Source organism: Anaerohalosphaera lusitana (genome assembly GCF_002007645.1).
Taxonomy (GTDB): Bacteria; Planctomycetota; Phycisphaerae; order Sedimentisphaerales; family Anaerohalosphaeraceae; genus Anaerohalosphaera; species Anaerohalosphaera lusitana.
Genome location: NZ_CP019791.1, coordinates 2,360,436 through 2,386,086, shown reverse-complemented (window position 1 = coordinate 2,386,086; position 25,651 = coordinate 2,360,436). Strand labels below are relative to the sequence as shown.

14 protein-coding genes and 1 pseudogene are annotated in these 25,651 nt (G+C 52.6%); 10 read left to right on the top strand and 5 right to left on the bottom strand.

The window, feature by feature from the left end:
- Positions 1-2: 2 nt before the first annotated feature.
- Positions 3-2,543 carry a DNA internalization-related competence protein ComEC/Rec2 gene (locus STSP2_RS09655; RefSeq protein WP_146662168.1) on the top strand — a complete coding sequence of 847 codons (2,541 nt, stop codon included), beginning with the start codon at positions 3-5 and terminating at the stop codon, positions 2,541-2,543.
- 74 nt (positions 2,544-2,617) lie between these two features.
- On the opposite strand, the gene STSP2_RS09650 is transcribed toward STSP2_RS09655, so the two are convergent.
- From STSP2_RS09650 to aroE, 5 genes and pseudogenes are all read right to left on the bottom strand, one after another.
- Positions 2,618-3,298 (bottom strand): OmpA/MotB family protein, encoded by a 681-nt coding sequence (locus STSP2_RS09650; protein WP_146662167.1) that lies wholly within the window; start codon positions 3,296-3,298, stop codon positions 2,618-2,620.
- 38 nt (positions 3,299-3,336) lie between these two features.
- A complete protein-coding gene (locus STSP2_RS17870) occupies positions 3,337-4,503 on the bottom strand; it encodes a prepilin peptidase (protein WP_269466427.1) in 1,167 nt (388 codons plus the stop codon).
- A 124-nt stretch (positions 4,504-4,627) separates the two neighbouring features.
- Positions 4,628-5,836, bottom strand: a pseudogene (locus STSP2_RS09640) (argininosuccinate synthase); the annotation flags it as partial.
- 136 nt (positions 5,837-5,972) lie between these two features.
- Positions 5,973-8,111, bottom strand: coding sequence for a hypothetical protein (locus STSP2_RS09635; RefSeq protein ID WP_146662163.1), 2,139 nt, complete (start codon positions 8,109-8,111; stop codon positions 5,973-5,975).
- Between the two features lie 71 nt (positions 8,112-8,182).
- Entirely contained in the window at positions 8,183-9,751 is a 1,569-nt protein-coding gene (aroE, locus tag STSP2_RS09630; protein WP_205847855.1) for a shikimate dehydrogenase, read from the bottom strand.
- Between the two features lie 499 nt (positions 9,752-10,250).
- On the opposite strand from aroE, the gene STSP2_RS09625 reads away from it, so the two are divergent.
- From STSP2_RS09625 to STSP2_RS09585, 9 genes are all read left to right on the top strand, one after another.
- Positions 10,251-10,808, top strand: a complete 558-nt coding sequence (locus tag STSP2_RS09625) for a sigma-70 family RNA polymerase sigma factor (RefSeq protein ID WP_146662159.1) — start codon at positions 10,251-10,253, stop codon at positions 10,806-10,808.
- Entirely contained in the window at positions 10,805-12,481 is a 1,677-nt protein-coding gene (locus STSP2_RS09620) for a LamG-like jellyroll fold domain-containing protein (RefSeq protein WP_146662157.1), read from the top strand. Before STSP2_RS09625 ends, STSP2_RS09620 begins: the two co-directional genes overlap by 4 nt.
- Before the next feature lie 71 nt (positions 12,482-12,552).
- A complete protein-coding gene (locus tag STSP2_RS09615; protein WP_146662155.1) occupies positions 12,553-13,218 on the top strand; it encodes a PEP-CTERM sorting domain-containing protein in 666 nt (221 codons plus the stop codon).
- 47 nt (positions 13,219-13,265) lie between these two features.
- Positions 13,266-15,242, top strand: coding sequence for a LamG-like jellyroll fold domain-containing protein (locus STSP2_RS09610; protein ID WP_146662153.1), 1,977 nt, complete (start codon positions 13,266-13,268; stop codon positions 15,240-15,242).
- Between the two features lie 142 nt (positions 15,243-15,384).
- Positions 15,385-18,453, top strand: coding sequence for a LamG domain-containing protein (locus STSP2_RS09605; RefSeq protein WP_169853116.1), 3,069 nt, complete (start codon positions 15,385-15,387; stop codon positions 18,451-18,453).
- Positions 18,454-18,486: 33 nt separating this feature from the next.
- Positions 18,487-21,477, top strand: a complete 2,991-nt coding sequence (locus tag STSP2_RS09600; protein ID WP_146662149.1) for a LamG-like jellyroll fold domain-containing protein — start codon at positions 18,487-18,489, stop codon at positions 21,475-21,477.
- A 48-nt stretch (positions 21,478-21,525) separates the two neighbouring features.
- Positions 21,526-22,929 carry a sulfatase family protein gene (locus tag STSP2_RS09595; RefSeq protein ID WP_146662147.1) on the top strand — a complete coding sequence of 468 codons (1,404 nt, stop codon included), beginning with the start codon at positions 21,526-21,528 and terminating at the stop codon, positions 22,927-22,929.
- A 522-nt stretch (positions 22,930-23,451) separates the two neighbouring features.
- Positions 23,452-24,651 carry a methionine adenosyltransferase gene (gene metK / locus STSP2_RS09590; RefSeq protein WP_146662145.1) on the top strand — a complete coding sequence of 400 codons (1,200 nt, stop codon included), beginning with the start codon at positions 23,452-23,454 and terminating at the stop codon, positions 24,649-24,651.
- Positions 24,648-25,646, top strand: a complete 999-nt coding sequence (locus STSP2_RS09585; RefSeq protein WP_146662143.1) for an adenosine kinase — start codon at positions 24,648-24,650, stop codon at positions 25,644-25,646. The genes metK and STSP2_RS09585 overlap by 4 nt, the downstream gene beginning before the upstream one ends.
- The last annotated feature ends 5 nt before the right edge of the window (positions 25,647-25,651 follow it).

Here is a 25,651-nt window from a genome sequence, read left to right as displayed (position 1 = left end):
GTATGGATCAGATTCGTCAGCAGCTTAAACTGCTTGACGAACAACTGGCGGAACGGCGGAGTTTGTTCGACTTTTTCATGTCGCGTTCGCCTTTGTTTCTGCTGGCGGTCGGACTGACCGCTGGTATTGCTGTTCAGCATTTGTGCGGACTGAATGCTGTATTCTGGTTCATTGCGATTGTTGTGCTTGCGGGGGCGGCGGTGCTGGTTTCGCGGTGGGATGCTGGTGGCGGTAGGTCTGTTGCGTTCATTGCGATTGCCTTATTCATGGGGATCGGTGCTGTGCGTGTGGCGTCGTATGAGACTCTGCCTGGGAATCATATAACAAGGGTCGCGGGCGAAGAGCGTACGCTGGCGACGTTGCGGGGTCGAGTGTGTTCGAAGGTTTTTACGCCGGGACGGGATGCGTGGGCGTTCTCGGGGTGGGGGTTTAACAAGCCGGGGTCGAGCTTTTATCTGGAATGCGAGAGCGTCAAGACGCGGGGAGGCTTTGCGGCCGTTAGCGGAAAAGTGCGGGTGCAGGTAAACAGCAAGGTTCGGTCGGTGCAATGCGGGGATTTGGTGGAGCTTCACTGCTGGCTGGACAGGTTCAGTCCACCTACGAATCCGGGTGAGTTTGATTTTCAGGCGTATCTTGCAAGGCGCAATATTCATGTTGGTGCGTCCGTGAATGGTGCGGGGTCGATACGGGTTGTGGAAAGTAACGGATGGGCGAGTTTGCCAGGCGTGCGGGTTAGACTGGCGGATTTGTTTCGTGAGCAGTTGATCGAGGACGGTTGTGCGGGCATGCAGACGCGGGGGCTGATAGAGGCGCTGCTGCTCGGGAATCGGTCGAATATAGATGCAGAGACGCATGCGGCGTTTCGCAAGACGGGGCTGGCGCATTTTATCAGTCTGTCAGGCATGCATATCGGGATGTTCGCGTATTTTGTGTGGGTGCTGTGCAGGCATGCGGGATTTTTGAAGACGGCGAGAGCTATGATATTGATGGGGGTGGTTGGTGTTTATGTTCTGGCTGTGCCGTCTCGCCCGCCTACAACGCGGGCGGCGATACTGTGCTTTTTCTTCGCGCTGTCGGTGATTGTGAACCGCAAGCCGAACGCTCTTAATACTTTGGGGCTGGCTGGGATATGTTTGCTGCTGTATCGGCCGACTCAGTTGTTCAATGCGGGGTTTCAGTTGTCATTTGCGACGGTGCTGGGGATAATACTGCTGCAGCCACGGTTGCACAGTTTTGCTAATCGGGTGGTTGGTGATAGGCTTGGTGAGCTGTATGCGGCGAGCAGTGTTGGGGCGGCAAAATTCGCTATCTGGGTGGGGAGACACATGCTGGAGCTATTGACGGTCGGGGCGGCGGCATGGATCGGCGGGGCCGCGATTATATTGTATCACTTTGGCTCGGTGTCGGGGGCGTCGGCGGTGTGGACGGTTTTTGCGTATCCGCTGGTGCTGGCGATCATAGCGGGTTCGATGGTGCAGATATTGGCGGGGATGGTGTTTCCGACTGTGGGGGTTGCGTTGAGTGTGTTCGTGGATTCGATGGCTGAATGCCTGATCTGGCTGGTGCGGTTTCTGGCGGAGATCGATGTTACTGCTTTGCGGGTCGGTGAAGTGGCGATTTGGATGGTGGTGGTTTATTATGCGGGCGTGCTGTTTATGAGGTTTGGGCAGTATCGGCGGCGGGTTTTGAGGCGTATGGGCGTGTCGGCTGCTTGCGTGGGGGTTTTGCTGCCGTTCGGTGTTAATTTGCTTGCGAGGGGGGAGGACGGCTTGCGGTTGACGGTGCTGAATGTGGGGCATGGGCAGGCGGTGTTGCTCGAAACGCCAAGCGGGGAGAATATGCTGTTTGATGCTGGTTCGCTGACGCGGAACGATATTGGGTCGCGGGTGGTTGTGCCGTTTCTGCAGCACCGCGGCATCGACCGGCTGGATGCTGTGTGTATCAGTCACGAGGATATCGATCATCTGAACGGCTTGCCGGAGATCGTGGAGCAGTGCGATGTGGAGCGGATACTTGGTAATCGGGGCGTTATTGAGAGTGATTCGGCGACGGCGAGTTTTCTGCGGGATGCTGTTGCCGAGCGGGGAGGTTCGCTGACGCTGCTGGATGGGGGCTTGTTGGATGGCGGGTCAGTGAAAATCGATGTGATATGGCCGGTCGAATCGGCGGCGGGTGATATTGCCCTGTCGGACAACGATTCGTCGAGCGTGTTCCTTGTGCGATTTGCGGGGAGGTCGATACTTATATCGAGCGACATCGAAGAGTACGCTCAGGGCGGGATCATGGAGCGGTATCCGGATTTGGGAGCGGATGTGCTGATATTGCCGCACCATGGGTCGACGACGCATCTGGTGGAGAGCTTTGTGCAGTCGCTGGAGCCGGAGGTTGTGATAGCGAGCTGTTCACGGGGGCGATTGAATAGCGTTTATAGGCCGGACTTTGATGGGGATCATTATGCTACCGCTTCGCATGGGGCGGTAACCGTGGAGATTGGGGTTGATGGGGACGTTAGTGCATGCGGGCATCTGCGGCCGGGAGAGTGAGTTTGGCGCAATAAAAAAGCAGGACAGCTTTTTGATCGCCGTCCCGCTTAGATTATTCTTGTATGGTCTCGTGTCTAGCGAGCGTGTACCACGATCTCGACGCGGCGGTTTTTGGCCTTGCCTGCTACGGTTGAGTTGGAAGCCACTGGGCGGCTCGCTCCGCATGCTACCGCACGAAGGTTTTCGCTGTCCAGATCGCGTTTGTTGAGGTATCTGAGTACGCTCAGTGCGCGTTCGGCTGAAAGCTGCCAGTTATCGTCCCAGTTGGACTTGCGGATCGGATCGCTGTCGGTGTGGCCCACAACGTCGACGTCCTTGCCCGCGTAACGCTCGTTCAGGACGTTGAGGATGTGATCGAGTTCGGAGCTGGTTGCCTTTTTGAGGCTAGCCTTGCCGGGTGCGAAGAGTATCGCGTTGGGCAGAGTAACTGTGATGGTGCCCTTTTCGGCATCAACGGCGACGTCCATGCCTTCGCCGAAGCCGGTAGCTTCGCCTGGGCTGACGTTCATTTCTTCGATCTCCTGCTGGAGCTGATCGATAGTCTTCTGGCTCTGGTTCAGTTGTGAGCTGAGACGGGCCTTGTCCGCAGATGCAGCATCGAGTGAAGTGACACAGCCTTCATAGAGGCCCTGGAGGTTCTGATGCTCCACGTTCAAAGAATTGTATTTCTTTTTCCAGTCGGTACAGCCTGTCAGGCCTGAAACGAGCACAACCAGAATCAGTAAAACAGCGACCTTGCCAAACGTCTTGATCATAATGACATCCCTTTCGTTAAATGCGAAGTGAGATAAAGCTAACCTGCGAAATACCTGCTGGACCAGTACGCAACCATCCAGTCATGGAGAATCATAACTGCAAACACACCTAAAGACAAGAAGGGACCGTAGGGAATTTGCCGGGTTTTTTGGAAAAATGCCTGATAAATGGCCCATGCGATGCCGAAAAATGGTGCGACGAAGAAGGCGACGGTGGCGAAAACAGGGCCTATTACCGCGCCGGCGGCTCCCATCAGATGGACGTCTCCGAGTCCCATAGCCTCTTTACCGAAGCCCAGCGTACCGAAAATGCGGGTGGCCCAGACGACGGCTGCGCCAATGATATAGCCCCAGATACTGCCTAATAAGCCGCTGATCGGCGGTATGGTGGTGATATCAATGCACCAGCTCTGGAATGCGGGGACACTGCGGTAAACAATCCACGCAACAGCCGTCAATACGATAACGGGCATCAGAAAAACGATCTCCCGCCATGCTTCGAGCCTGTGATTGATGGATTCTTCGTCTATTTCCGTATCCGCATCCTGGTCCTGCTCGAATGCGTAGCTTTGAGGGAGCAGGCCGAGTTTTAGACCGATCAGCGAGATCATCAGGCCGATGGAGCTTCCGATCGCTAAGGCGCCGGTTTTAGCGCCTGCGGTGGGAAAGAGGTGAAAGTCCCTTACGACGTTGGCTTCTATGATATAAGGGGCGGCTGTGCTGCCGATGAACCCTGCAGCGGTCACGAACCAGCAAAGCGATAGCGGTATGACCCATAGATCCAGGTCGATGGCTGAACCTGCAAGGAACGCCGCGATGAGCGTTATGCTTATGAGATAGAAGAACCACCCACCGTGAACGAAGGCCTGAAAACCGGTGTCGCCTGCAATTTCGATGCGGCGCATGCCGGACTTGAAGTAGGCCACATATAGAGCCAGAAAAAGCAGGCCGGTAATCAGCTCTACGACGATGTACCGCGGCGAGATCTTCTGTTTGCATGCACGGCACTTGCCGCCGAGAAGGAGCCAGGACAGGATCGGTATATTGTCATAGAAAGCTATTCTCTTGTCACAGCCCGGGCATGCGGACGGTGGAAAGACCAGCGACTTATCACGAGGCAGACGGTAAATGACCACGTTCAGGAAGCTGCCTATACAACTTCCGAAAGCGAACAGAAAAATCATAATGATCGTTTCAAGTTCCACGGCGAATCCCTTCGTTTAGTGCCGCTTCAAGTTACTTTTTGCGCGTTGTGCGTTTGGTCGTCTTCCTGCGGGCAGTCTTTTTCTTTGCTGTCTTGCGGGTCCTGCGGCCGGAGGTTTTGCCTGAAGTCTGACGGTCAACCACTCCTGAGACCTTCATTGGCAGGCCGAACAGCTTGATGAAGCCGGTAGCGTCGGTGCTGTCGTATTCTGCGCCCATTGTGAAGCTTGCCAGGTCACTGCTGTAGAGACTCTTGGGGCTCTTCATGCCCGCCAGTGTGCAGCGGCCCTTGAACAGCTTGAGCTTGACGGTGCCTGTGACGTTCTTCTGCGTCTGATCGACGAATGCGTCCAGAGCTTCGCGCAGCGGGCTGAACCATTGTCCATCGTATACTAGATCAGCGTATTTCAGTGCGATCTGCTGCTTGTAATGGGTTGTTTCGCGGTCGAGCGTGAGCATTTCGAGGAACTTGTGAGCCTGCACGAGGATCGTTCCGCCAGGTGTTTCGTATACACCTCGGGATTTGATACCTACCAGGCGGTTTTCGACCAGGTCGGCCTGACCGACGCCGTGCTTGCCGCCGATATCATTGAGGCGTTCGATCATGGTGACGCCGTTGATCGCCCTGCCGTTGAGCTTGACGGGGATGCCCTGCTCAAAGCCGATCTCTACGTAATCAGCCTTGTTCGGCGTCTTGCTGATGGGGTTGGACATGACGAAGAGATCGTCCTTCGGCTCGTTCCACGGGTCCTCGAGGTCTGCGCCTTCGTGGGAGATGTGCCAGAGGTTGCGGTCGCGCGAGTAGATCTTCTTCTTCGACTGGTCGATGGGGATATTACGTTCTTTGGCGTAGTCGATGGCAGCTTCACGGCTTCGCATGGTGAAGTTCGAATCCTTCCACGGGGCGACGATCTTGAGCGAGGGATCGAGGGCCATGAAGGTGAGCTCGAAGCGGACCTGGTCGTTGCCCTTGCCGGTCGCGCCGTGTGCTACTGCGGTCGCGCCTTCGGCCTGGGCGATCTCTACCTGCCGCTTTGCGATGAGCGGGCGGGCGATGCTTGTGCCGAGCAGGTACTCGTTTTCGTAGATGGCACCGCTTTTGAGGGTCGGCCAGACGTAATCCTCTACGAACTCTTTGCGCAGGTCCTCGACGTATGTCTTCTTTGCGCCTGTCTTGCGTGCCTTCTGCTTGATACCCTTGAGTTCTGCGCCCTGACCTACGTCGGCTGCGTATGCGATAACCTCATAGCCGTAAGTTTCTTTGAGCCACGGGAGGATAACACTGGTGTCTAGTCCGCCGCTGTATGCGAGTACGATCTTTTCCTTCTTAGCCATAATTTCCTTACCTTTGCTAAAATTTTGGAGATTGGGTGCGACCGCAGTCGCAACGCCAAGCTAATTCTAAAATACGTTCGAAAGGACGAATTATACAGGTTTGCAGTCAAAAAACAAGCGTAATGAACTATCTGATTTACTTAATATTATCATCCTCAGCAGCTATCTTTCTAAACTCGCTGATCGGCATTCGTTCCACATGAGAATCTATAAACAGCACATTAATCTCATCGCCTTCTGCAAGGAAATCAGGATTTTCAAACGCCAGTACTTCGTCCGGTTCCGACGCAACACTTCTGCCGGACACGTATATATAGCTTGGGCCAGAAAAGCTGTCGGGTTTGCGTGGTGATTCCGGCAACACGTCCAAGTAGCCTTTTTGTATAAGAACCTCTAAATTGGGCGGAAATTGATCGTTATTTTCAGTTGCATATGAATAGGCAGCATGACCAATTTGCCTTAGTTGACTTCCTGCGGCCACTTCTCTGGCAATAATTCGAGTCTGATGGACGGCAGGGATAGCGACTGCTGCACTGATCCCGCCTATGGCGCCTGCAACTGCGGGCTCGAGGCCTGTGCCGCGATATTCAGATTCAAAACCATTGTCGGTAAATTGGGCATAGGTGTACGAACCCTGAACCTTGTCGATGACAGATGCGAAGTTGGGCAGCATAACGGGTAACTTGATACCCTGCTGTGAAAGACCCATAGTCATCATGGGCCAGAACTGCTGAGCACTCATGATGGTATGCCTTAACTGGGCCTGAGAATCCACATAGCGGAAGAATACCGCGTCCTTTGGAAGCTGGTTGGGAACGGCGGCTTTGTAACGCTCGCTGGTCACAATCGAGTTGCCGGCGGTTTTACCCCGGCTGAGCTCGTTGGCGGTCTGCTCGCAGAGGGCCGCGCTGGATGCAAGGATCAGGTAATCACCGTCGACCGTCCAACTGGGCAGTATACCCATGAAGGACAGGGCAGTTGACGAAAGGTAGTAATAGGTCCTGCCGCCCTTTTCGACGACGCTGAACTGGATCTCCTGGCTTTGCAGTGTCTTTGCTATCTGGGCGACCTTGCTGATAAGATTATCCATCTTCTGTTCATTGGACATCTTTATCACGGCTGCGAATGCTCCGCGCGGAGCGTCCATGACCGCGCCTGAGGGGACGGCGTAAAACGCCATTGGGCCAGCCATTGCATCGATTATATCTTTTCGCACGGAAACGCCGATCTTTTCTTCCCATGCTGTGTACTGCTGTTTCATTTCTGCAAAATCATGTGCCGGTGCGACTGCTTTGACGGCGTCTACTACGATATCCACAGCCTTGCCGAAATCGCAGTTGAGCAGCGTTACATTCATAACGCGATCATCTATCACCTGCAGAATGCTGTAATCGACTGGTTTGAGGGTGGTCCAGAGCCCGGTCGGTTGGCCCTGGATTTCAATGAGGGTGTCACAAGCCAGATCCTTGCCTGCAAAGCCTAAACGCTCAGCAATGACGCCGGTGTTGAGAAAACCGAGCTTGTTCAGAACGATCTTGACATCCTCAACATCACCGGGGTTGTTTTCCTTCTCCGCCAGGGATTCCACCTTCTTCATGATCCGCGGAAAGTCGACATAGATTGCCAAGGCGTCGCCGTTTGCCTGTAATTCACCAAAGCGATCGAGGTGCGATGTTTGTGAACGCAAAAGCCTTTTCACCGTCTTGCCTTGCTTATCATCGAAGGCGGCGACGAAATAATCATCAACGAATCCGTGATAGCCGTGCATCATTTCATCAATGCTGGAGTTGAGTTCATAGCCCTCGAACGTTATCTTATCCGTTACAGCATTTGGATCAACTGCGAGCAAGGCCTTGTATGCCTTTTCCAGTTCCACCTTGTTGCGACTGGCATCGATAACAAAAGCTGTCCTTACAGGATCGCCTGAAACGACCAGAACTGTTGGGCAGCTTAATGCACTGCCGGCAAAGTCCTTGAACTCATTGACCCCCTCCTGTCCCTCTCCGATTTCCATCTGCACATTCTGAACGATCGCACTCTCAAGTGATTCAACGAACTGCTGGAGCTGCTGGTCGTTCCAGAGCATGCCTAGAGTGGATTCTCGGAATGCCTGGCCGATATGGTCGGTGCCGCTTGTGGCGACGAAGCCCAGAGTATCATCGCCGACGACTTTTTGAGCCAGTTCTTCGGCAGGCGTTTTGGCGTGTACAGTATTTACGCATAGAAACAGAATAGTTGACAGAAAACAAAATCGGAACCCGCATGATCTTTTCACAAATGACCCTTTCCCTGAATTAGTTAATGTAAAAGTTCTGCCATCCATCCTTTGCTATTGCTGCGATGCTTTTAAAACTCCCCGCCTAGGCGTTCGCTTACGGCTTTGCGCATTATTTGCTCGGGGGGCTCTTCGCCGAAGTATATTTTGAACTGCTTCATGGCCTGCCGCACGAACATTTCGGCTCCGCTGACAGTTTTTGCGCCGGCTTCGCGGGCGTATTGCAGAATTTTGGTTTCGAGCGGATTGTATATCGTATCGAAAACAACCATGCCTTGTTTGATGCATTCGCGAGGGACAGGGGAGCTGTCGACGTCGGGGTGCATGCCGATGCTGGTGCAGTTGACGATGATCTCGGCGTCCATGTCTGTAAGCTCGTCCAGGCCTGCGTATTTACAGTGGAACTCGCCTGCGAGGTCTTTGGCCTTTTGAATTGTGCGGTTGTAGATCACGATCTTTGCACCGACATCCGCAAGGCCTGCGACTACCGCCCTGCCGACGCCGCCGGCACCGACTACTGCGACCTTCTTGCCGTGGAGCCCGTGGCGTTCGATGCCGAGTGTGCTTGTTATGGCGTCCAATGCGCCCGCGTAATCGGTGTTGAAGCCGCTTACTCGGCCGTTGACGCCGACCTTGAGCGTGTTGACTGCGCCGATGGTAGCTGCGAGAGGTTCGAGGTATTCGCCCTTTTCTTCGGCGTAGTCTACAGCGTGGGCCTTGTGGGGGAGAGTGACGCTGAATCCGCCGAAATCGATGAGTCCGACCCTTTCGCGGTCGGTAATATTATCCATGAACTCTGCGAATTCGGGCATTTCGCCGTCGACTCTTAGCAGGAGGTACAGGCAGTCCAGGTTTTTGTGTTCGAAGATGGCGTTGAACATGGGTGGGCTCATCGAGTGTGCGATCGGGGAACCGATCACGCCGAAGAGCCTGGTATTGGGTCCGATGCTGTCCCATCTGTAAAGGTTTTTGAGTTCGTCGATGCTAACCTGGCCGGGGGCGGTGGAGCACTGTTCGTCAAGGCATGCAAATGTCAGGTATGAGCCGAAGCGTTTGGCGAGCACTCGGGTGATGTATCCTGCCTCGCCCATGCAGATGACGATGGCGTCACGGTCCTTGGTGCGCAGCAGGTCGATAGCAGGGAAGCAGTCGTTTATATGTTTGGCGGTGTATGCGAGCTTGGGTATGACTCGCCCGCCCTGGTCGGCCATTTCCTTATACAGGGCCGTGAGATCTGTGAAGGTGCCCTCGAAGTTGTGGCATGATAATATCAGGCGGCAGCTTGGTTTGCCTGCCAGAGATTTGTCGATTGGTTCTCTTACAGCGGGATCGTAGTAGTTGGCCAGTTCGCAGTCGACATAATCGGCGCCGGCCTGGATCGCTTCGCAAAGCATTCGGGTGCGGACATCCTGCGGCCAGTCGCCTGTGCCGCCCTCGGCGTTGTCCCTGCAGGTCGCTATGACGCCGAGCTCGGTTGCTTTGGCGAAGGCCACGAGCCGAGAGACATTTTCCGCGTTGAGCTGCGGGAGGCTGTCGAGTCTGAGTTCCAGGATTTCGGCTCCGGCGTGTGCCGCCTTGGTTATCTGCTGACCTGCCGAATCCGCCGTCTTTGCCGCTATTGGTATCGTTATATATGTCATAGAAAAAGATATAACACAGTTCCGGACAAATGCAAGCATAAACAAACAGTCTGTCACTGTTAAATCCGCTTTAGACGGCTAGTAAGGGCACAACCGCCAGATATCGCTTAAAACTTGATTCGGGCAGCGTGAGTTAGTAAAATAGTTGAAATGAGGAATATTCTCACAGGCATAATTGAAATCCTTTCGATGTATTTAAGAAGGGGCCTTCATGACCTGCTTGCATCCCAGATGTTCCGTCTGAGCCTTATCCTTTGAAAACGTTGAAATTTCGAATGCGTAAGCAGCGGGCTGCGCGAACCGGATAGATGTTTATATGATCGACACTTTGGGGGCCGTACCCGCTATTGAGAGATCATAATTGGTCTACATATACAACTTGACCTTTTATTATACAGTCATTGGTCAATTTTTTTTTGTAAACCCCGTTTTATCATACTAATTGAGGCAACTGTTGCTCCTATTGGTAACAGAAAGCCCGACTTTGAGAGGGAATAAAATGTCACAAGAGTATATTAATGATGTCAATAAGCAGCAAATGGACAGGCACGATGAGTTCATGAGGCTGTATTTGCCGATCCAGAGAACTCTTTATGGGTATGTGACTGCCTCTCTGAGCGGCTGGGATGGAGTGGACGATGTCGTGCAGGACACGTTGTCGCATATGTGGGCTCATTTTGACAGTTTTGAACGGGGCAGCAATTTTGCCGGATGGGCCATAACGATCGCTCGTTACAGGATACTGGAACATGTTCGCAAGGACAAAAAGGAGAAAAATATGTTCAGTGAAGACGCCCTGGATTCGATAGCTGCCGCCTCTGCGGAATGCAGCAGCTACGAACAATGCAGGAGAGACGCTCTTCGCGGATGCCTGGGTAAAATGGGAGATGACGATCGACGTTTACTACGTCTTCGCTACTCAGGTTCCGCTACGATACGCGGCATTGCGGACCAGCTCGACCGAAGTGTACATACGCTATACAAAACGTTTCGCCGCTTACATATTGCACTTTTTAATTGCATAGAAAGATCACTCGCACAGGAAGATCATAAATGAACACCCGTCACGAACAATTGAAAGAACTTTTTGATCTGTTCGAAGGAGCTCGCGAAGAGAGGCTTACAGAGAAGGAATTCGCGCGACTCGATCACCTGGTCGCCACTGACGAATTCTCGTGCAGGCTGTATGTGAAGTACATGAACATGTGTTCTGATCTCAGGCATTTTGAATACCTCGATCAGAATTGTACGAGTGAAGAACCTTGTGAGTTTTGTGATCCGAAAGAATTCAACTATATACTGAGGGCTCTTGCTGCTGAAGAAAAGAACGCAGAGGTTTACGAAGATCTGGCGGTCAAAGATGAACAGGAGCAACATGTCATAGCAACCGTTCATGATTATCCTCATGAAAGAGAATATGCAAAATGGCCCATTGTGACTTTTGCGGTCTCTGCTGCAGCGATGCTGATGCTTGCCGTGATAATTCTGTTTGTGCCTGGTACGCCGGAGATAGTGGCATATGTCGGTGACTCGGTCGATACTAGTTGGCAGATAGGACATCCGGACCAAAACAACATGGATGCCATGCGTGAAGGTTCCTATTCTCTCGGTGATGGGCTCTTGGAAATGGATTTTCTGAATGGTGCTGAAGTAGTGGTCGAGGGCCCGGCCAGTTTTGAATTGTCAACGACGAGCCGTATGAAGCTTTCGGCTGGTAAGATGTACGCCCGCGTTGACGGCTCGATAAGTGAATTTGTCGTTGAAACCCCTGATGGTCTTGTCGTGGACAGAGGCACGGAGTTCGGCGTAAATGTTAATCCGGAAACGGCGACCACTGAAACGCACGTTTACAAAGGCCGTGTTGACCTTTTTGCTGACAAAAATGCCACCAGTTCAAAGATGCTCTCGCTAATGGGCGGACAAGCAGGAAAAGTATCTAAAGGAAGGTTGCAGACTGTATCGTTGAAGCGGGAGCATTTCAAGACCTTTGTTCCTTCAGAATATGAACGCTATGCCAGAAGTCTGAAGCCGGCAGTCTATTGGCGGTTCGAACCGGGAGCGGCACAGAGCCTTACCGATCTTCTTGACAGATCCAGGGTCAATATCAAATACAAGGGGACGATTGATCTCGTTAGCGGTCCATTCGGACCAGAGGTCCCGGAATGTGCTGCAGCAAAGCTGCATGGCGACGAAAGCTTAATATCAGTACCGGCAGCAGGCATTCGTTCCGGGCCAGACGAGCGATTGACCCAGACATCGTATTCATATTCGCTGTGGATCCGGGCTGACAAGCTGGCTCCCCAACTGATCCTATCCAGCACAAACCGTGCAAAAGTTAGATATCGACTGATCACAATAGACGAAGACGGCAAAATTGCTTACGTCTGGTACAAAACACGCAAAGACCCTGAACTTGCTTCGATAAGCAGTAAAGAGCCATTGAAGCCGACCAAATGGTATCATACGGTTATCACTGTAGATGGCAAGGGTTATGGGCAACTGTATATTAACGGCGAACTTCAATCACAGTTAAAAAGGCTCGATGCGCAGTATTTTGCTGCCAAATTCTATGGCAACTGGCAGCTCGGCTTTAACCCCAGACTTAGCGACGAGATGCCGCAGCTTCAGTCGTTCGATGGAGCGATCTCGGAGATCACCGAATATGATCGCATCCTTTCACCTGTCGAGATAAGCAAGCTGTATAAGGCCGGAATCGAAAGCATGAATTAGATTTTTAGTAAAGTTACAGGGATAATGTTTTACCCTGTTGTTTGATTTTTTTGTTTTGTTTGAGAGGGAAGATGATGAAAAGGTTAGTATTTTGTGTCACGTTGGCATTGCTCATTTTGGGCATGAACACATCGGCCGGTGCCGCACTGACGGGTGTTTCGGACCCCAGCTTCGAGAGCGATACCTGGGATGACGGCTGGTTTGAGAGAGGTCCTTACACTGGCTTGCAATCTGACACCGACCCTGCATACCCGGAAACACCTTATGGAGAAATGTGGATGCAGTTCGGTAATCAGAGCTGGATGTTCCAGCAGATAGGCACCTGGGAAGCAGACATGTCCCTAGATATCCGCATGCTAAGCGGCAAGGTAGCAGGAAAAAGCTACGGCGGGTTGAAGATAAGCCTGTTCGCAGGCGGCGACGCCTCGCTTGCTTCTGATGCGGGCGACAATGACGTACCACCGGACAATCTGGTAAACGTCGTTGGTGCCACCATGATCGCAGAGTCTCAGCAGTTCGACTATCCAAACGGCGATGACATGGGGACCTTCGAGGTTAATGTCTCTCTGAACACAGGATCAACCGGCACAGAAGGCGATCCGCTGTGGTTGCTTGTTCAGTCACAAGGCAGGCAGAAAGTGCTGGTGGATAACGTAGCAGTAACACCTGAGCCTGCAACCATTTCACTACTGGCGGCAGGTCTGTTCGGCATCACTCGCCGCAGACGTAAAGCGTAGCCTACCACGAGTAATAGCGTAAAAAAACGTTTTTTAAGGAGAAACACATGAAAAGATTATGTTTTTGTATCCTGACAGCGGCAGTATTTATGGCCGCACCGTGTTGGGCGACGCTCGATGACCCGGCCATCTCGGATCCGAGCTTTGAGAACGATACGTGGGATGGCAGTTGGTTCAATCGCACCAGGTATTTTTCTATTGATTCCGACACCCAGGAGACCATACCTGACACACCCTATGGCGAATACTGGGTAAAGTTCGGTAATTCAAGCTGGATATTCCAGCAGATCGGTACCTGGGAACCAGACATGTATCTGGACATTTCAATGATCAGCGGTAAAGAAGCCGGCATGAACTACGGCGGGCTGAAGATAAGTCTGTTCGCAGGCGGCGACCCATCAGTCGCGGCTGATGCGGGCGACAATGATGTACCGCCGGACAACCTGGTCAATGTCGTCGGAGCTACTCTTGTCGCAGAATCACAGCAGTTCGATTATCCCAACGGCGATGATATGGGCACCTTTGATGTGGCTGTCACACTCAACACCGGCACCGAAGGAACAGTGGGTGACCCTCTGTGGCTGCTTGTTCAGTCAGCAAGCTCGCAGAAAACACTGGTAGACAATGTATCGGTCAAACTGCCTGAAGCAGCCATCCAGCCCTACCCTGCCAGCGGTGAGCAGCGTGCACCCATCGACGCAGATCTGGACTGGTCCGCACCCCCTGTCGGCACAGTGCAGAAGTATGTACTGACCTACCGCAATGATCCAAACTTCACCGAGCCCGGCAATACGGTAGTTGACCCCGTAACACCGCCATATGATATGGGCACAATGCCTTATGATACGCCGTACTACTGGCGTGTAGACGTCGTGAACAATCTTGGTGAAACCATTCAGGGTTATGTATGGGACTTCGAAACAGTTCCCGAGATACCCGTATTCGACCAGCAGCCGCAGGGACAGCTCGTTGCAGACGACGGTACGGAAGACGCTACTTTTACAGTTGGCGGATTGAACATCACAAATTATCAGTGGCTCAAAGACGGCGCAGCTATTACTGCGGCTAACGCTTCGGGCGTAAACACTGACACACTGACTGTAAGCGGTGCAGCACTGGCCGACGAAGGCACTTACACCTGTCTGGTTGACAACGGTCAGGGCGACTCGCTCGAGTCCGAGCCCGCACTGCTGATGACAAAGCGTCTTGTAGCTGAGTACGATTTCGAGAACAACCTCGCTGATTCGCAGGGCAATCTTGGCGACGGCGTGATCGTCGATCCAAACACCGCGGATCCCAATGTTCCGGACATCAGCTATACGACTGGTGTTGTCGGAAGCAGCGCCCTCCTGTTCAACAGCAGTGAAGATCCGGGCTATGATCCGGGCGTAGTTGAGATGCCCGCCAGTGCTGGTAAGCTCAACTTCTACGACCTTGGTGTAACAGTAAGCGCGTGGGTCAAGTTCAATAGCCCCGAAACCTCTTACATGGGCACCATAGTGACATGCCGGGACGAAGAGCTGGGCTACAACTGGTTCCTGAACCGCTACTACGGCAACGCACGCTGGAGAACCACTGGTCTTGCAACAAGTACCAGCGATCTGGAAGTGGACCTGCGTGACGGTCAGTGGCACCTGTTCACAGGTGTTTATGACCCTGATGCTCAGCAGACTGCTGTATATGTAGACGGTTTGCTGGCAGCTACAACTGACGGTGCCGCAACGCCCGCCAATCTTGAGTCACAAGCTATTCTGCGTGTCGGCGGACGTTACATCACTGAAGAGCTTGGTATCGACCGAGCACTCGAGGATACCGCGGTTGACGACCTGAAGGTTTACAGCTATCGGCTCGATCCAGTTGATATCGCCGTTGAATACACTGACGTAATGGGCGGTTCGCTGTGTATTGACGATGAAGGACTTGAATACGACTTCAATGATGACTGCGAAATAGATCTCGCGGATGTCGCTATTTTTGTTGATCAGTGGCTCAATTGCAGGATCGTTCCTGATTGTATTAACTAAGACGTTTTTTAAATTGTGAATCGATTCCCGGAAAGGCGCAATAGTCTTTCCGGGAATTTTCTCACTAAAAACCTGGTCGGACTGGGTGATACGGCCAATCCGCATGAGCGGTTATACACTATATATTGCTTGGGAGCTTGTCATGCGTAGAAATGCGTTTATGTGTGTTATGCTGGCTGCAGCCATTCTTGTTATTTCTTCAACACAAGCCGGCCTTTACAGCCCGCCGCTTGTCAACACCAGCTTTGAAGATGCGACCGCAGACGGGTGGTTCCATCGGACAAGCTATTTCACTCTTGAATCGGACACCGATCCTGAGCTGCCGGACACGCCCTACGGCGAATACTGGGTGCAATTCGGCAATCAGAGCTGGATGTATCAGCAGATCGGCACGTGGGACTCGGACATCTCTCTTGATATTTCACTCATCAGCGGCAAACGCGCCGGCCAGGATTACGGCGGTCTGGTCATAAGCCTGTGGGCCGGCGGCGATCCATCGCTTGCAGCCAATGCGAGCGACAACAACGTACCGCCGGATACGCTGGTCAATCTGGGAGCGGTCATGATCGACCAGTCCCAGCAATATGACTATCCCAACGGGGATGACATGGGAAGCTTTGATATCAGTTTCTCTATGAGTACCGGTTCTAACGGAACTGCTGGGGAACCTCTCTGGCTGCTTGTGCAGTCTGCAGGCAGGAAGAAGGTTCTGGTAGACAATATACAGGTAAACTATCAACCCAAAGCCATACTGACGAGTCCTGAAAATGGGGCCGAATTTGTGGCGAGAGATGCCGATCTTCGTTGGCAACCGCCCGAAAGCGGCTCTATACAGAAATATATCCTCACCTACCGCAATGATCCCGACTTTACTCAACCCGGCAATACCGTGATAGACCCTGCAGTCTCGCCGTACGACATGGGAACTATGCCTTATAGTACAACTTATTACTGGCGAGTAGACACCGTAGACGGCCAGGGGCAAGCAATCGAGGGAGATGTCTGGTCATTCACAACCGCCGCGGATGTGCCCACCGGACTGTTTGATCCTCCGCTGGTAAATTCGAGCTTTGAAAATCCTGTTCTTACGCCTGCAGCAACAAGTGCTGACGTGCTGGACTGGTACGATTCCGGCAGTTACACTATGATCTCAGATGAGGCTGATACTACTGCCCCGGACACGCCTTACGGCGACAACTGGGCGGAACTCGGCAATGAAAGATGGATTTACCAGCAGATCGGAAGATATGAGGAGAACCTGGAAATACCGGTCAACTTCCTGCTGGGGCAAAAGGACGGCAAGGATTTCACCGGCATTCATGTAAGCCTGCTCGTAGGCGGTGATCCCGCATTGGCAATTGATACCGATGCTCAGTATTACTCTGACGGCAATCCCCTGCAGACCGTTGTAGGAGCCACGGAGATCGCAAACTCAGGCGTGATCAATCCGTTCGCCACAACAGCGGTAAAAGCTTCGTCACAGCAATCTGTAACACTTTCGACAGGCACAGGATATGTTGAAGGCGCTCCGCTCTGGCTGCAGTTCAATAAGGTTTCGGGCAACGGCAGAGCACTCATTGACAACGTTGTCATCGGTTATCCCGTAGAACCTGTCATGCTGTTTCCCACATATAATCTTGAGGGGGTAAATGTCGACGCTGATCTGGAATGGGCCCCGCCCATGACAGGCACGGTGCAGAAGTACATCCTCACCTTCGGCACGGACCCGAATCTTACTGACCCCGCAACCACCGTCACCGTGGACGACGCCGTTTCACCGTACGATCCGGGCGAGCTGGACTATCTCACAACCTACTACTGGCGGGTCGACGCGGTGAATGACCAGAACGAACTCATTCAGGGGTACATCTGCCCTTTCACTACGGAAGAACTGATCATCCCTGACTCGATAGAGCTCGATGACTTCCAGAGCTATGCAGACAACGCCGAATTCCTTTCTGCCTGGCAGCAGACGGCAGGTTCCCAGGGCACACACGAACTTAACACGGACTGGGCCGCAATGCAGCTCAACTGGCAAAGCAGCGACCAGCCGGTGGTCGTTGAGGTCGAAAGAACCCTTGACGATCCCCTCGACGCATGGCCGGAATACATGCACATGCTCACTATGTCAATCAAAGGCTCGGATCAGAATCCCCCCGCACAGATATTCATAACGCTGTCGGACGGCGTGAACGACTTCACAGCTTCCTACACAGCAAGCGACCCTGTCCGGACCGGCGGTTGGCATGAGATCAACATCCCAATAGAGCAGTTCACGAATGCCGGCATCGATATGCAAAACATTACGCTTGCAAAGGTGGGCCTCACAGCAGAACCGGATGAAGGCCTGGCAGGCTCCATCTTGATCGACGACATTTCATTCGCAGCTCGCATCTGCGGCGAGGATATCCGCCCTGCTTACGATTTGAATGACGACTGCACCACGAACCTGCTCGACATCGCGGAGCTCGCAAAGGACTGGCTTGTCCACGATTACGCAATAAACCCCGACATGCCGAATGGCTCCCAACTGGCCGGCTACTACCAGTTCGATGAGCTGACAGGCACCTCTGCGGCTGACAGTTCGACAAACAGCAATGACGGTGTCATAGAACCGGGACAGGCAAGCTCATACTGGTCGACCGACAGCTATAAGGGCTCCGGCAGTCTGGCTGTTTCTAAGGACCTGCAGGTCATGCTTCCAGCGGACCTGTTCGCTTCCGTCACGTCACAAATCAGCGTCTCCATGTGGGTCAAAGGTGACATCGCTGTTGAAGAAGGCCAGGCGGACGTCGCTTGGGGACCGGATCCGCATTTGACCGAGCAGTGGCAATGGGTTTCGACTCAAACGGAATCCGACAGCCAGGTTTGGACACATTACGCATTCGTAATTGACAATGACGCAGGCACCGCAGCAATATACCGCGACGGGATCCTCATCGCAAAAGCCCAGGACACCACATTCGATCTTGATCCCGCCAGTGCCGGCCAAACCGTCTTGTCCGCCGACACATTTGATGGCACAACTCTGATTGATGAGCTTAAAGTTTACAGCTACGCTCTGGGACAGAGTGAAATTGCATATCTTGCTACAGACGGAACCGGCTCAGTCGTTCAGCCGATCTCACCTTTGTTTACCGAATGCGATTTCAACCTGAACGGAGTAGTTGACTTGGCCGATCTGGCAAAAATAGTCAGCAGTGCGCGCTGACAAACCAAATGATATGTTTTTTAAGGGTGCTATATGTTTAAATGCAAAGTGTTGATTCTTGCTTTATGTGCATGGTTTGGGTTATCGGCGATTACCACATACACTGCCGGTACTGCTTTTGGGGTCTTGCCAGACGAGCTGACTGTCAACGTCGGCGATGTCAACGGTGACGGCCAGAATGACAATGCGATACTGACCAAGCGTTCCCTGCGTGCCCCCGGGTACAGGGTATGGGCCTATGACGGCTCTAACTATACCCAGGTATCCCAGCCAGAGGTACGAACATATCGCGGATATGTTGATGCGGACCCGGATTTGCAGGTAAACGGCTGGGTCGACGAGAACAACTGCCTGGACATCAATTTCAATGAAGGCAGACACCATACCCTGCGACTGACAAACATCGACATAGATCTTGCCGGCCCGGATGGTACACCCTTTCCCCCTACGGGGAACATCGAAATCCCACACACTGCTGACCGCACTTCTCCAACACCCACAGGCTACATCATTCCCAAATATAACATGCGCAAAATGCGTGTCGGCGTAGATATCTGCAATGACGTGTATGTCGCCATGGGCAGTATTTCTGCGGCTGTCGGCTTCTGCGAGCAGCGGATCAACGACTCAGACCATTTTTATGCTCGTGATATGGGACTTGCCTGGGAGATCAGCGAAGTCGTAGTGCGAGTAGGCGGCGACCCGGACAGATGGAAATCTTTCTGGGCGGGCAATGACGGAATTACTCCATATAATTTCAATACCAAAGTGAGATTCAAGGCCCCGGGCGGCGGCGGTTCGGCAGGCCGTATCTTTTCTGCGACCGCTGACTTTCCCAATGGGCACTCAGCGACCGTGGGTTCATTGTCACCCTATTCGCGATCACTTGGCCATGAAGTTGCGCACGGACTCGGTGTCGGACACTATTCGGATGTCAACGACACGATGAGCGGTTCAAATTCGGCGCTGGGCGTAGGAACCGTCCAGAAGCCCATCGAAGAACTCCACCTCGCATCCGGCACGTCTGCTCCATCGATCATATACGGCGGCCCGCTTGCTCCCTACGCGATGTGGGATGCAGCGAACACGATGCAGGATGAGTCCGTCGAGATAAATCTGCTTGAAAATGATTACGACGGCAACGGTGACACGATCAGCCTTTCGTACGTTGATTCTGTCTCCGACCGGAACGGCACTATTACCATCCTTTCCGACAGAACTGTCAGATACACCCCGCCAGAGGGCTATCTCGGCGTTGACAGGTTTCGATACCACGTCAGCGACAGCACCGGCCTGACCAACCGTACAGGCCTCGTAAAGGTATACGTGCGAAACACAGGTCTGGCCACTCACCTGACTCTCGACGAAACCACCGGCTCAATAGCACATGATCTCGGTCCGTATCAAACACACGGATCTCTCGATTCAGGCACGACGCCCTTCGAAACGGGCTCAACCACCGGCATCATCGGCAACGCACTTGAGAACTTGACTGATTCGTCGAAAACTGCACGGATCCGCTGCGACACCGGGGACCCGCTCACAGACAGCCTCAGTGCATCCCTGTGGGTTAAATTCAACACACTGCCCGATAATGACTACCCGATCCTCACCAAGGGCGCCGCGGTCATCAGAGGCCGAGTTGACAACATCCGCGGCGGATGGGCCATCAGCGTCGACAACGGCAAGTTCTACTTCGCGTGCAAGCTGCAGACCGATTCGCAATACAAGGGACACCTTGCTGACCTGCGGACCAGCGCAAACGTGCAGACCGGGCAGTGGTATCACCTCGTAATGACCATGGACAGAGACAATCATAAGCTCCGCGCATGGGTCAATAATACCGAAGTCACGAATACGCTAGCAGGAACCACGATCCCTGATGGGATGATCGAAAACTATTATCCGCTCACCCTGTTCAACTGCTCAAATGATAACGCATCCCTGCCTTGCGTAATGGATGAGGTCCGGATCTACAACAAAGTACTCAGTGCTGCCGAAGTAGCTGAACTTTATGCCGCAGATTATGAGATACCCGCCGGCGCACCTGAACCAGCCAACCACGGAACCTGCGCCTTCAGTGATACGACCCTTACATGGGTTCCCGGCAAGCCTTCCGGGTATGAATTCGACATATATTTCGGCACGGACCATGACGCTGTAGCTGCCGCAACGACATCCTCATCCCAGTATATGGGAAGAAAGCAGGAAAACTCACATGCCGTTACGGTCCGCAGAGGCAAAACCTATTTCTGGCGTGTTGACGAGGTCGCGGATGATACTGTTGTCCCAGGAAATGTCTGGACATTTAAAACGCTTCAGAAAGGTTTTGACGATTACAGTGTGAATGTTACTAACGGCGATTTCGAGAATCAGATAGTCGAACCCGATGCATCTGTCAAAGAAGTCATGGACTGGTATGACAGCGGATCATATGTTAACACTGTATGGTCAGGCTATGACACGGACGAATATCCACAGGGCACCGAGGGCTCAAACTGGCTCGAAATGGGCAATTCCAAGTGGGCCTATCAAAGAACAGGCGATATCAAGTCCGCATCGGATTACAGGATCGGACTAATGGCAGGCAAAAAGACCTCGGCAAATTTCAAGGGGCTCGTAGTCAGCCTTTGGGCAGGAGGAGAGCCCGAAGCGGCAGCGGACGGCATATTCCTCAGTGACATCGGAGCCGTCCAGCTTGATACGAGCGGCCTGCTGATGCCCCCGCTTTCAGGCAATCAGAGTGAACAGTTGTATGTAACCCTGTCCGCACGTCAGGATCTGGATATCGTACAGCCGCTCTGGCTGTGTGTCCAGCAAGGCGGAGGATATGGGCGCAGTTTCGCAGACAACGTCGAGATCGCAAAACTGATCACGGGCGAAGGTCTCTGGCAGTTCGCCGAGCTCAAGAAATACTATAACACCGGCGATTGCGGAATCTGCGGCGGAGCGGATCTTAATGCGGACAATATAGTGAATCTGACAGATTTAGCGATGTTCGCTTCGACCTGGCTGGAAGAATAGCAAGAAAGAATAATCCTTTGATGACTGACATACTCTCAGGAGATAGAAATGAATAGAAGAGATTTTCTCAAACAGTGTGCTGTAACTGGAATCGCAGGTTCGATATCGTCCGCTGCCTCAGGCGCAGGTGCCCAGCTTGGCAACAAGACTTTCAATCTCAGGCTGGGGAAGCGCCGGTACAATGTGTTATTCGTATTCGTTGACCAGTGGCGTTTCTGCTCGCTGGGACATGGGCCAAACCATGATCCGGATGTCATTACGCCAAATCTCGACAAACTTGCAAAGCAAGGGGCCCACTGGTCCAGATGCTACGCTACACATCCGGTCTGCACGCCAAACAGATCGGCGGTTATAACAGGCAGATGGCCGTGGCAGACGGGTATGAATCAGAATGATCTCATGCTTCCTCCGGAAGAACGCTGCATAGCACAACACTTTACAGAAGCAGGTTATAAATCTCACTACATCGGCAAATGGCACATGGACGGAAATGCAAAGCCCGGTTTCGTTCCGCAGGGATGGCGGCGACGCGGGTTCACTACATTTGAAGGATTTAACCGAGGGCATTTCTACTTCAACTCGCCCACATTCACTAATGACGGCGATATGATGCGTGACATTGGACTTTACGAGTCGGGTGATTATGAACCAACTTTACAGGCCGATCTTGCGATCGACTTCATGAGGAACAACCAAAAAAATCCTTTCTTCTGTTTTGTATCGTGGGGACCGCCTCACGGACCTTACACACCTCCTGCTGAATATGATATTTACAATGCCAGTGAGATGACATACAGGCCGAACGTTCCTGATGACAAGGTCGGAAACACCAGACAGGAGGGCTATTTCGGCTCGATAACGGCTCTCGATCATGAGTTCGGCCGTCTTATGAAGTCGCTCAAGGACCTTGATCTGGAAGACGATACACTCGTCGTATTCACCGCCGACCATGGCGATATGATATATTCACATGGTCTTTCGTATAAAGGCAAGCCGGAAGAGGAATCGTGGCATATTCCGTTACTGATGCGGCTGCCCGGAAAGATCGATTCAGGACAAATAACTGACACCCTGATAAGTACTGCCGACCTTATGCCGACTGTGATGTCACTTGCAGGTCTGGATGACCCTACTACTTGTACCGGCATCGACAAAACGCAAGCGCTCAACGGAGGCCACATGCCGGACGCTTCCGTCTACGGAGGTGTACAGGACAGATGGCGTGCAGTTGTTAAAGGCGACCACAAACTGATCGTAGAACAAATCGACGGCAACGAGGTTGCAACGAGGATGTACAACCTCAGTACGGATCCGTATGAAATGACCAATATAATAAATGAGACTTCCGTGCAGACGGTCAAAGACGACCTCTGGGCCGAGTACCTTCAGTGGAAAGACAAAACACAGGACTCGTTCCCAGAATACCCGTGGCTCGCGGAAAATATGTATTGATGGACTTAGGTCTCTTGTTTTGAAGGTTCTGTTGAGGCCGGGTACGCTCCGGCCTCAGTTTTACTCATGTTGCGATTTCAAGAAGCTATATTCACAGAGACCTGGAAGCAGTTTTGAAGCAGTTTCCAGGAATAGTTGTTCAATTTCAACATCGCACAAAACGCATCTAATGGCGTTGCGTATTCACTTCAGGGGTATTTCTTCAAAAAAGCATAGCTTATTGCAACCCTACCAAGCATCCTCTAAGGTCAGTGATAGCAAGCATTAAGCCGGACCATGTTTTTTTGTATGCTGGACACTATTGTAAAACCTCGAAAAAACTTGCAATATATCCTTGCAATATATCCTTCTGGCCCTTAGTGGTGTTAAGGGCACGAAGCGTAAGCATTTCCATGTGCGGAAGTTATGTTAGAATGGTATAAGAGCAGGTCGATCAGATCATCTGCTGTTTCAAAAATGCATTCTAACCGCTGACAACGCGTGATTCGTAGATTTTTTGATAATTTAACTCAGGAGAAGTGTATGAGTAAAATTAATGTCGACCATGTTTTTACTTCCGAATCAGTCAGTGAAGGTCACCCCGATAAGGTGTGCGACCAGATATCCGATGCGGTACTGGATGCCTGCCTTGCAAAGGACCCGGCCAGCAGAGTTGCCTGTGAGACGATGGTTGCACACGATCTCGTAGCGAACAGCGGCGAGATCACCTGCAGCGGCTGGGAAGATATCGATACCGAAAAGATCGCTCGCGAAGTCGTTAAAAAGATCGGCTACGACCACGAGGATCTGAAGTTCTGGCACGATTCGTTTGAATATATCTCCCGCCTGCACGGCCAGAGCCCGGACATCTCTCAGGGTGTCAGTGAAGGCGAAGGGCTGTTCAAGGATCAGGGGGCGGGAGATCAGGGCATGATGTTCGGTTATGCTGCCAATGAAAATCCCGAGCTGATGCCCACACCTATCGCATTGAGTCACCGTCTGCTGCTCGAGCTCGAATCGATCCGCAAGAACAAAAAGCTCGACTATCTCAGGCCCGACTCGAAGTCGCAGGTTTCCGTCAAGTACACAGACGGCAAGCCTGATTACATCACATGCGTGGTTATCTCGCATCAGACGGACGATGTGCCGCTGGACAAGGTTCGCAGGGATCTGGTTGAGATCGCAAAAGAAGTACTCGAACCGACCGGCCTTTTGCGCAACGAAACTGAATACTTTGTAAATCCGACCGGTAAGTTCTGCCTTGGCGGTCCATACGCTGATGCAGGTTTGACAGGCCGAAAGATCATCGTTGATACTTACGGCGGTGTAGGCAGCCACGGCGGCGGTGCTTTCTCGGGTAAGGACCCGTCAAAGGTTGACCGTTCGGCGGCTTACTATTCACGTTACGCTGCAAAGAACATCGTGGCTGCTGGTCTTGCTGAAAAGTGCGAGATCCAGGTAGCTTATGCGATCGGTGTTGCAAGGCCGTTGAGCATCAATGTTGACACTTACGGTACGGGCAAGGTCGAGGATTCGCAGTTGCAGAGTGTTCTCGAGTCAGGCTCGATATTTGATTTCCGCCCTGCTGCTATCGTTCAGGAACTGAACCTGCTCAAGCCCGACGGTTGGTCCTATGCTCAGTCTGCCAAGTACGGTCACTTCGGACGCGACATCTTCCCCTGGGAGAAGACTGACAAAGCAGAGGATTTGAAGAACGCAGTTAAGGAAATGGTGAACGTATGAGTCGGATAGAGAAGAAAATCACAGGTGTCGGCTCGCCGATCATGGATTTACTTTCTCATGTCCCTGACGAATTTGTCAGCACCCATGCAGGCGAGAAAGGCGGGATGGCATTGGTCGATCACGATGCCATGGAAGCTTTGCTCAGCCGGCTGGATGAATTTCCGAAACTGGCGGCCGGCGGTTCGGCAGCAAACACTATATTTGCGCTGGCCCGGCTGGAGACGCCCTGCGGGTTCGTCGGTAAACTCGGCGACGATGCGCAGGCGAAGGAATATCTGCAGCATTTCGAGAAGTTCGGAGGCGATACTTCGGGCTTTAAGTTCTGCACCAAGGACGCAACTGCACGCTGTTTGAGTCTTGTGACGCCGGACTATGAACGCACTATGTGTACTTGCCTCGGCGCTGCTGCAAATCTGGCTCCTGATGAGATAAGCATCTCGGATTTCGAAGGCTATTCACACGTGCATCTCGAAGGCTATCTGCTGTTCAATCAGGACCTTATCAAAGCGATACTTAAACACGCCAAAGACGCCGGCTGTACGGTCAGTCTGGATCTGGGTTCTTTTCAGATCGTGGAGTCCTTCAAGGACCTGGTGACCGAGCTCCTTGACAAGTACGTCGATATCGTCTTTGCGAACGAAGACGAGGCGGAGGCGTTCAGCGGATCCAAGGATCCCGAGGAATCGCTCAAGCTGCTGGGCAAATACTGCGACATTGCAGTGGTCAAGCTCGGCGCGGAAGGCTCATTCATTCAAAATACCGAAGGCAAGGTAAAAGTTGTCGCGAATCCGGTTGAAAGCGTAGTGGATACTACCGGAGCGGGCGACTACTGGGCCGCCGGTTTTTTATGCGGATATCTTCGAGGGTATCCCATGAACGTTTGCGGCGAGATGGGCTCCATTCTGGGAGCCGAAGTGGTTCAGCAGCTCGGGGCGGAACTGCCCGACGATCGCTGGTCCGCAGTCGCCGAACAATTCAACAATATTCACACTTAGCTATT

Coding starts and splice junctions, on each gene's coding strand:
- STSP2_RS09605 (WP_169853116.1), top strand. CDS start 15,385: ATGCGTAGAAATGCGTTTATGTGTGTTATGCTGGCTGCAGCCATTCTT.
- aroE (WP_205847855.1), bottom strand. CDS start 9,751: ATGACATATATAACGATACCAATAGCGGCAAAGACGGCGGATTCGGCA.
- STSP2_RS09625 (WP_146662159.1), top strand. CDS start 10,251: ATGTCACAAGAGTATATTAATGATGTCAATAAGCAGCAAATGGACAGG.
- STSP2_RS09620 (WP_146662157.1), top strand. CDS start 10,805: ATGAACACCCGTCACGAACAATTGAAAGAACTTTTTGATCTGTTCGAA.
- STSP2_RS09615 (WP_146662155.1), top strand. CDS start 12,553: ATGATGAAAAGGTTAGTATTTTGTGTCACGTTGGCATTGCTCATTTTG.
- metK (WP_146662145.1), top strand. CDS start 23,452: ATGAGTAAAATTAATGTCGACCATGTTTTTACTTCCGAATCAGTCAGT.
- STSP2_RS09655 (WP_146662168.1), top strand. CDS start 3: ATGGATCAGATTCGTCAGCAGCTTAAACTGCTTGACGAACAACTGGCG.
- STSP2_RS09600 (WP_146662149.1), top strand. CDS start 18,487: ATGTTTAAATGCAAAGTGTTGATTCTTGCTTTATGTGCATGGTTTGGG.
- STSP2_RS09650 (WP_146662167.1), bottom strand. CDS start 3,298: ATGATCAAGACGTTTGGCAAGGTCGCTGTTTTACTGATTCTGGTTGTG.
- STSP2_RS09610 (WP_146662153.1), top strand. CDS start 13,266: ATGAAAAGATTATGTTTTTGTATCCTGACAGCGGCAGTATTTATGGCC.
- STSP2_RS09595 (WP_146662147.1), top strand. CDS start 21,526: ATGAATAGAAGAGATTTTCTCAAACAGTGTGCTGTAACTGGAATCGCA.
- STSP2_RS09585 (WP_146662143.1), top strand. CDS start 24,648: ATGAGTCGGATAGAGAAGAAAATCACAGGTGTCGGCTCGCCGATCATG.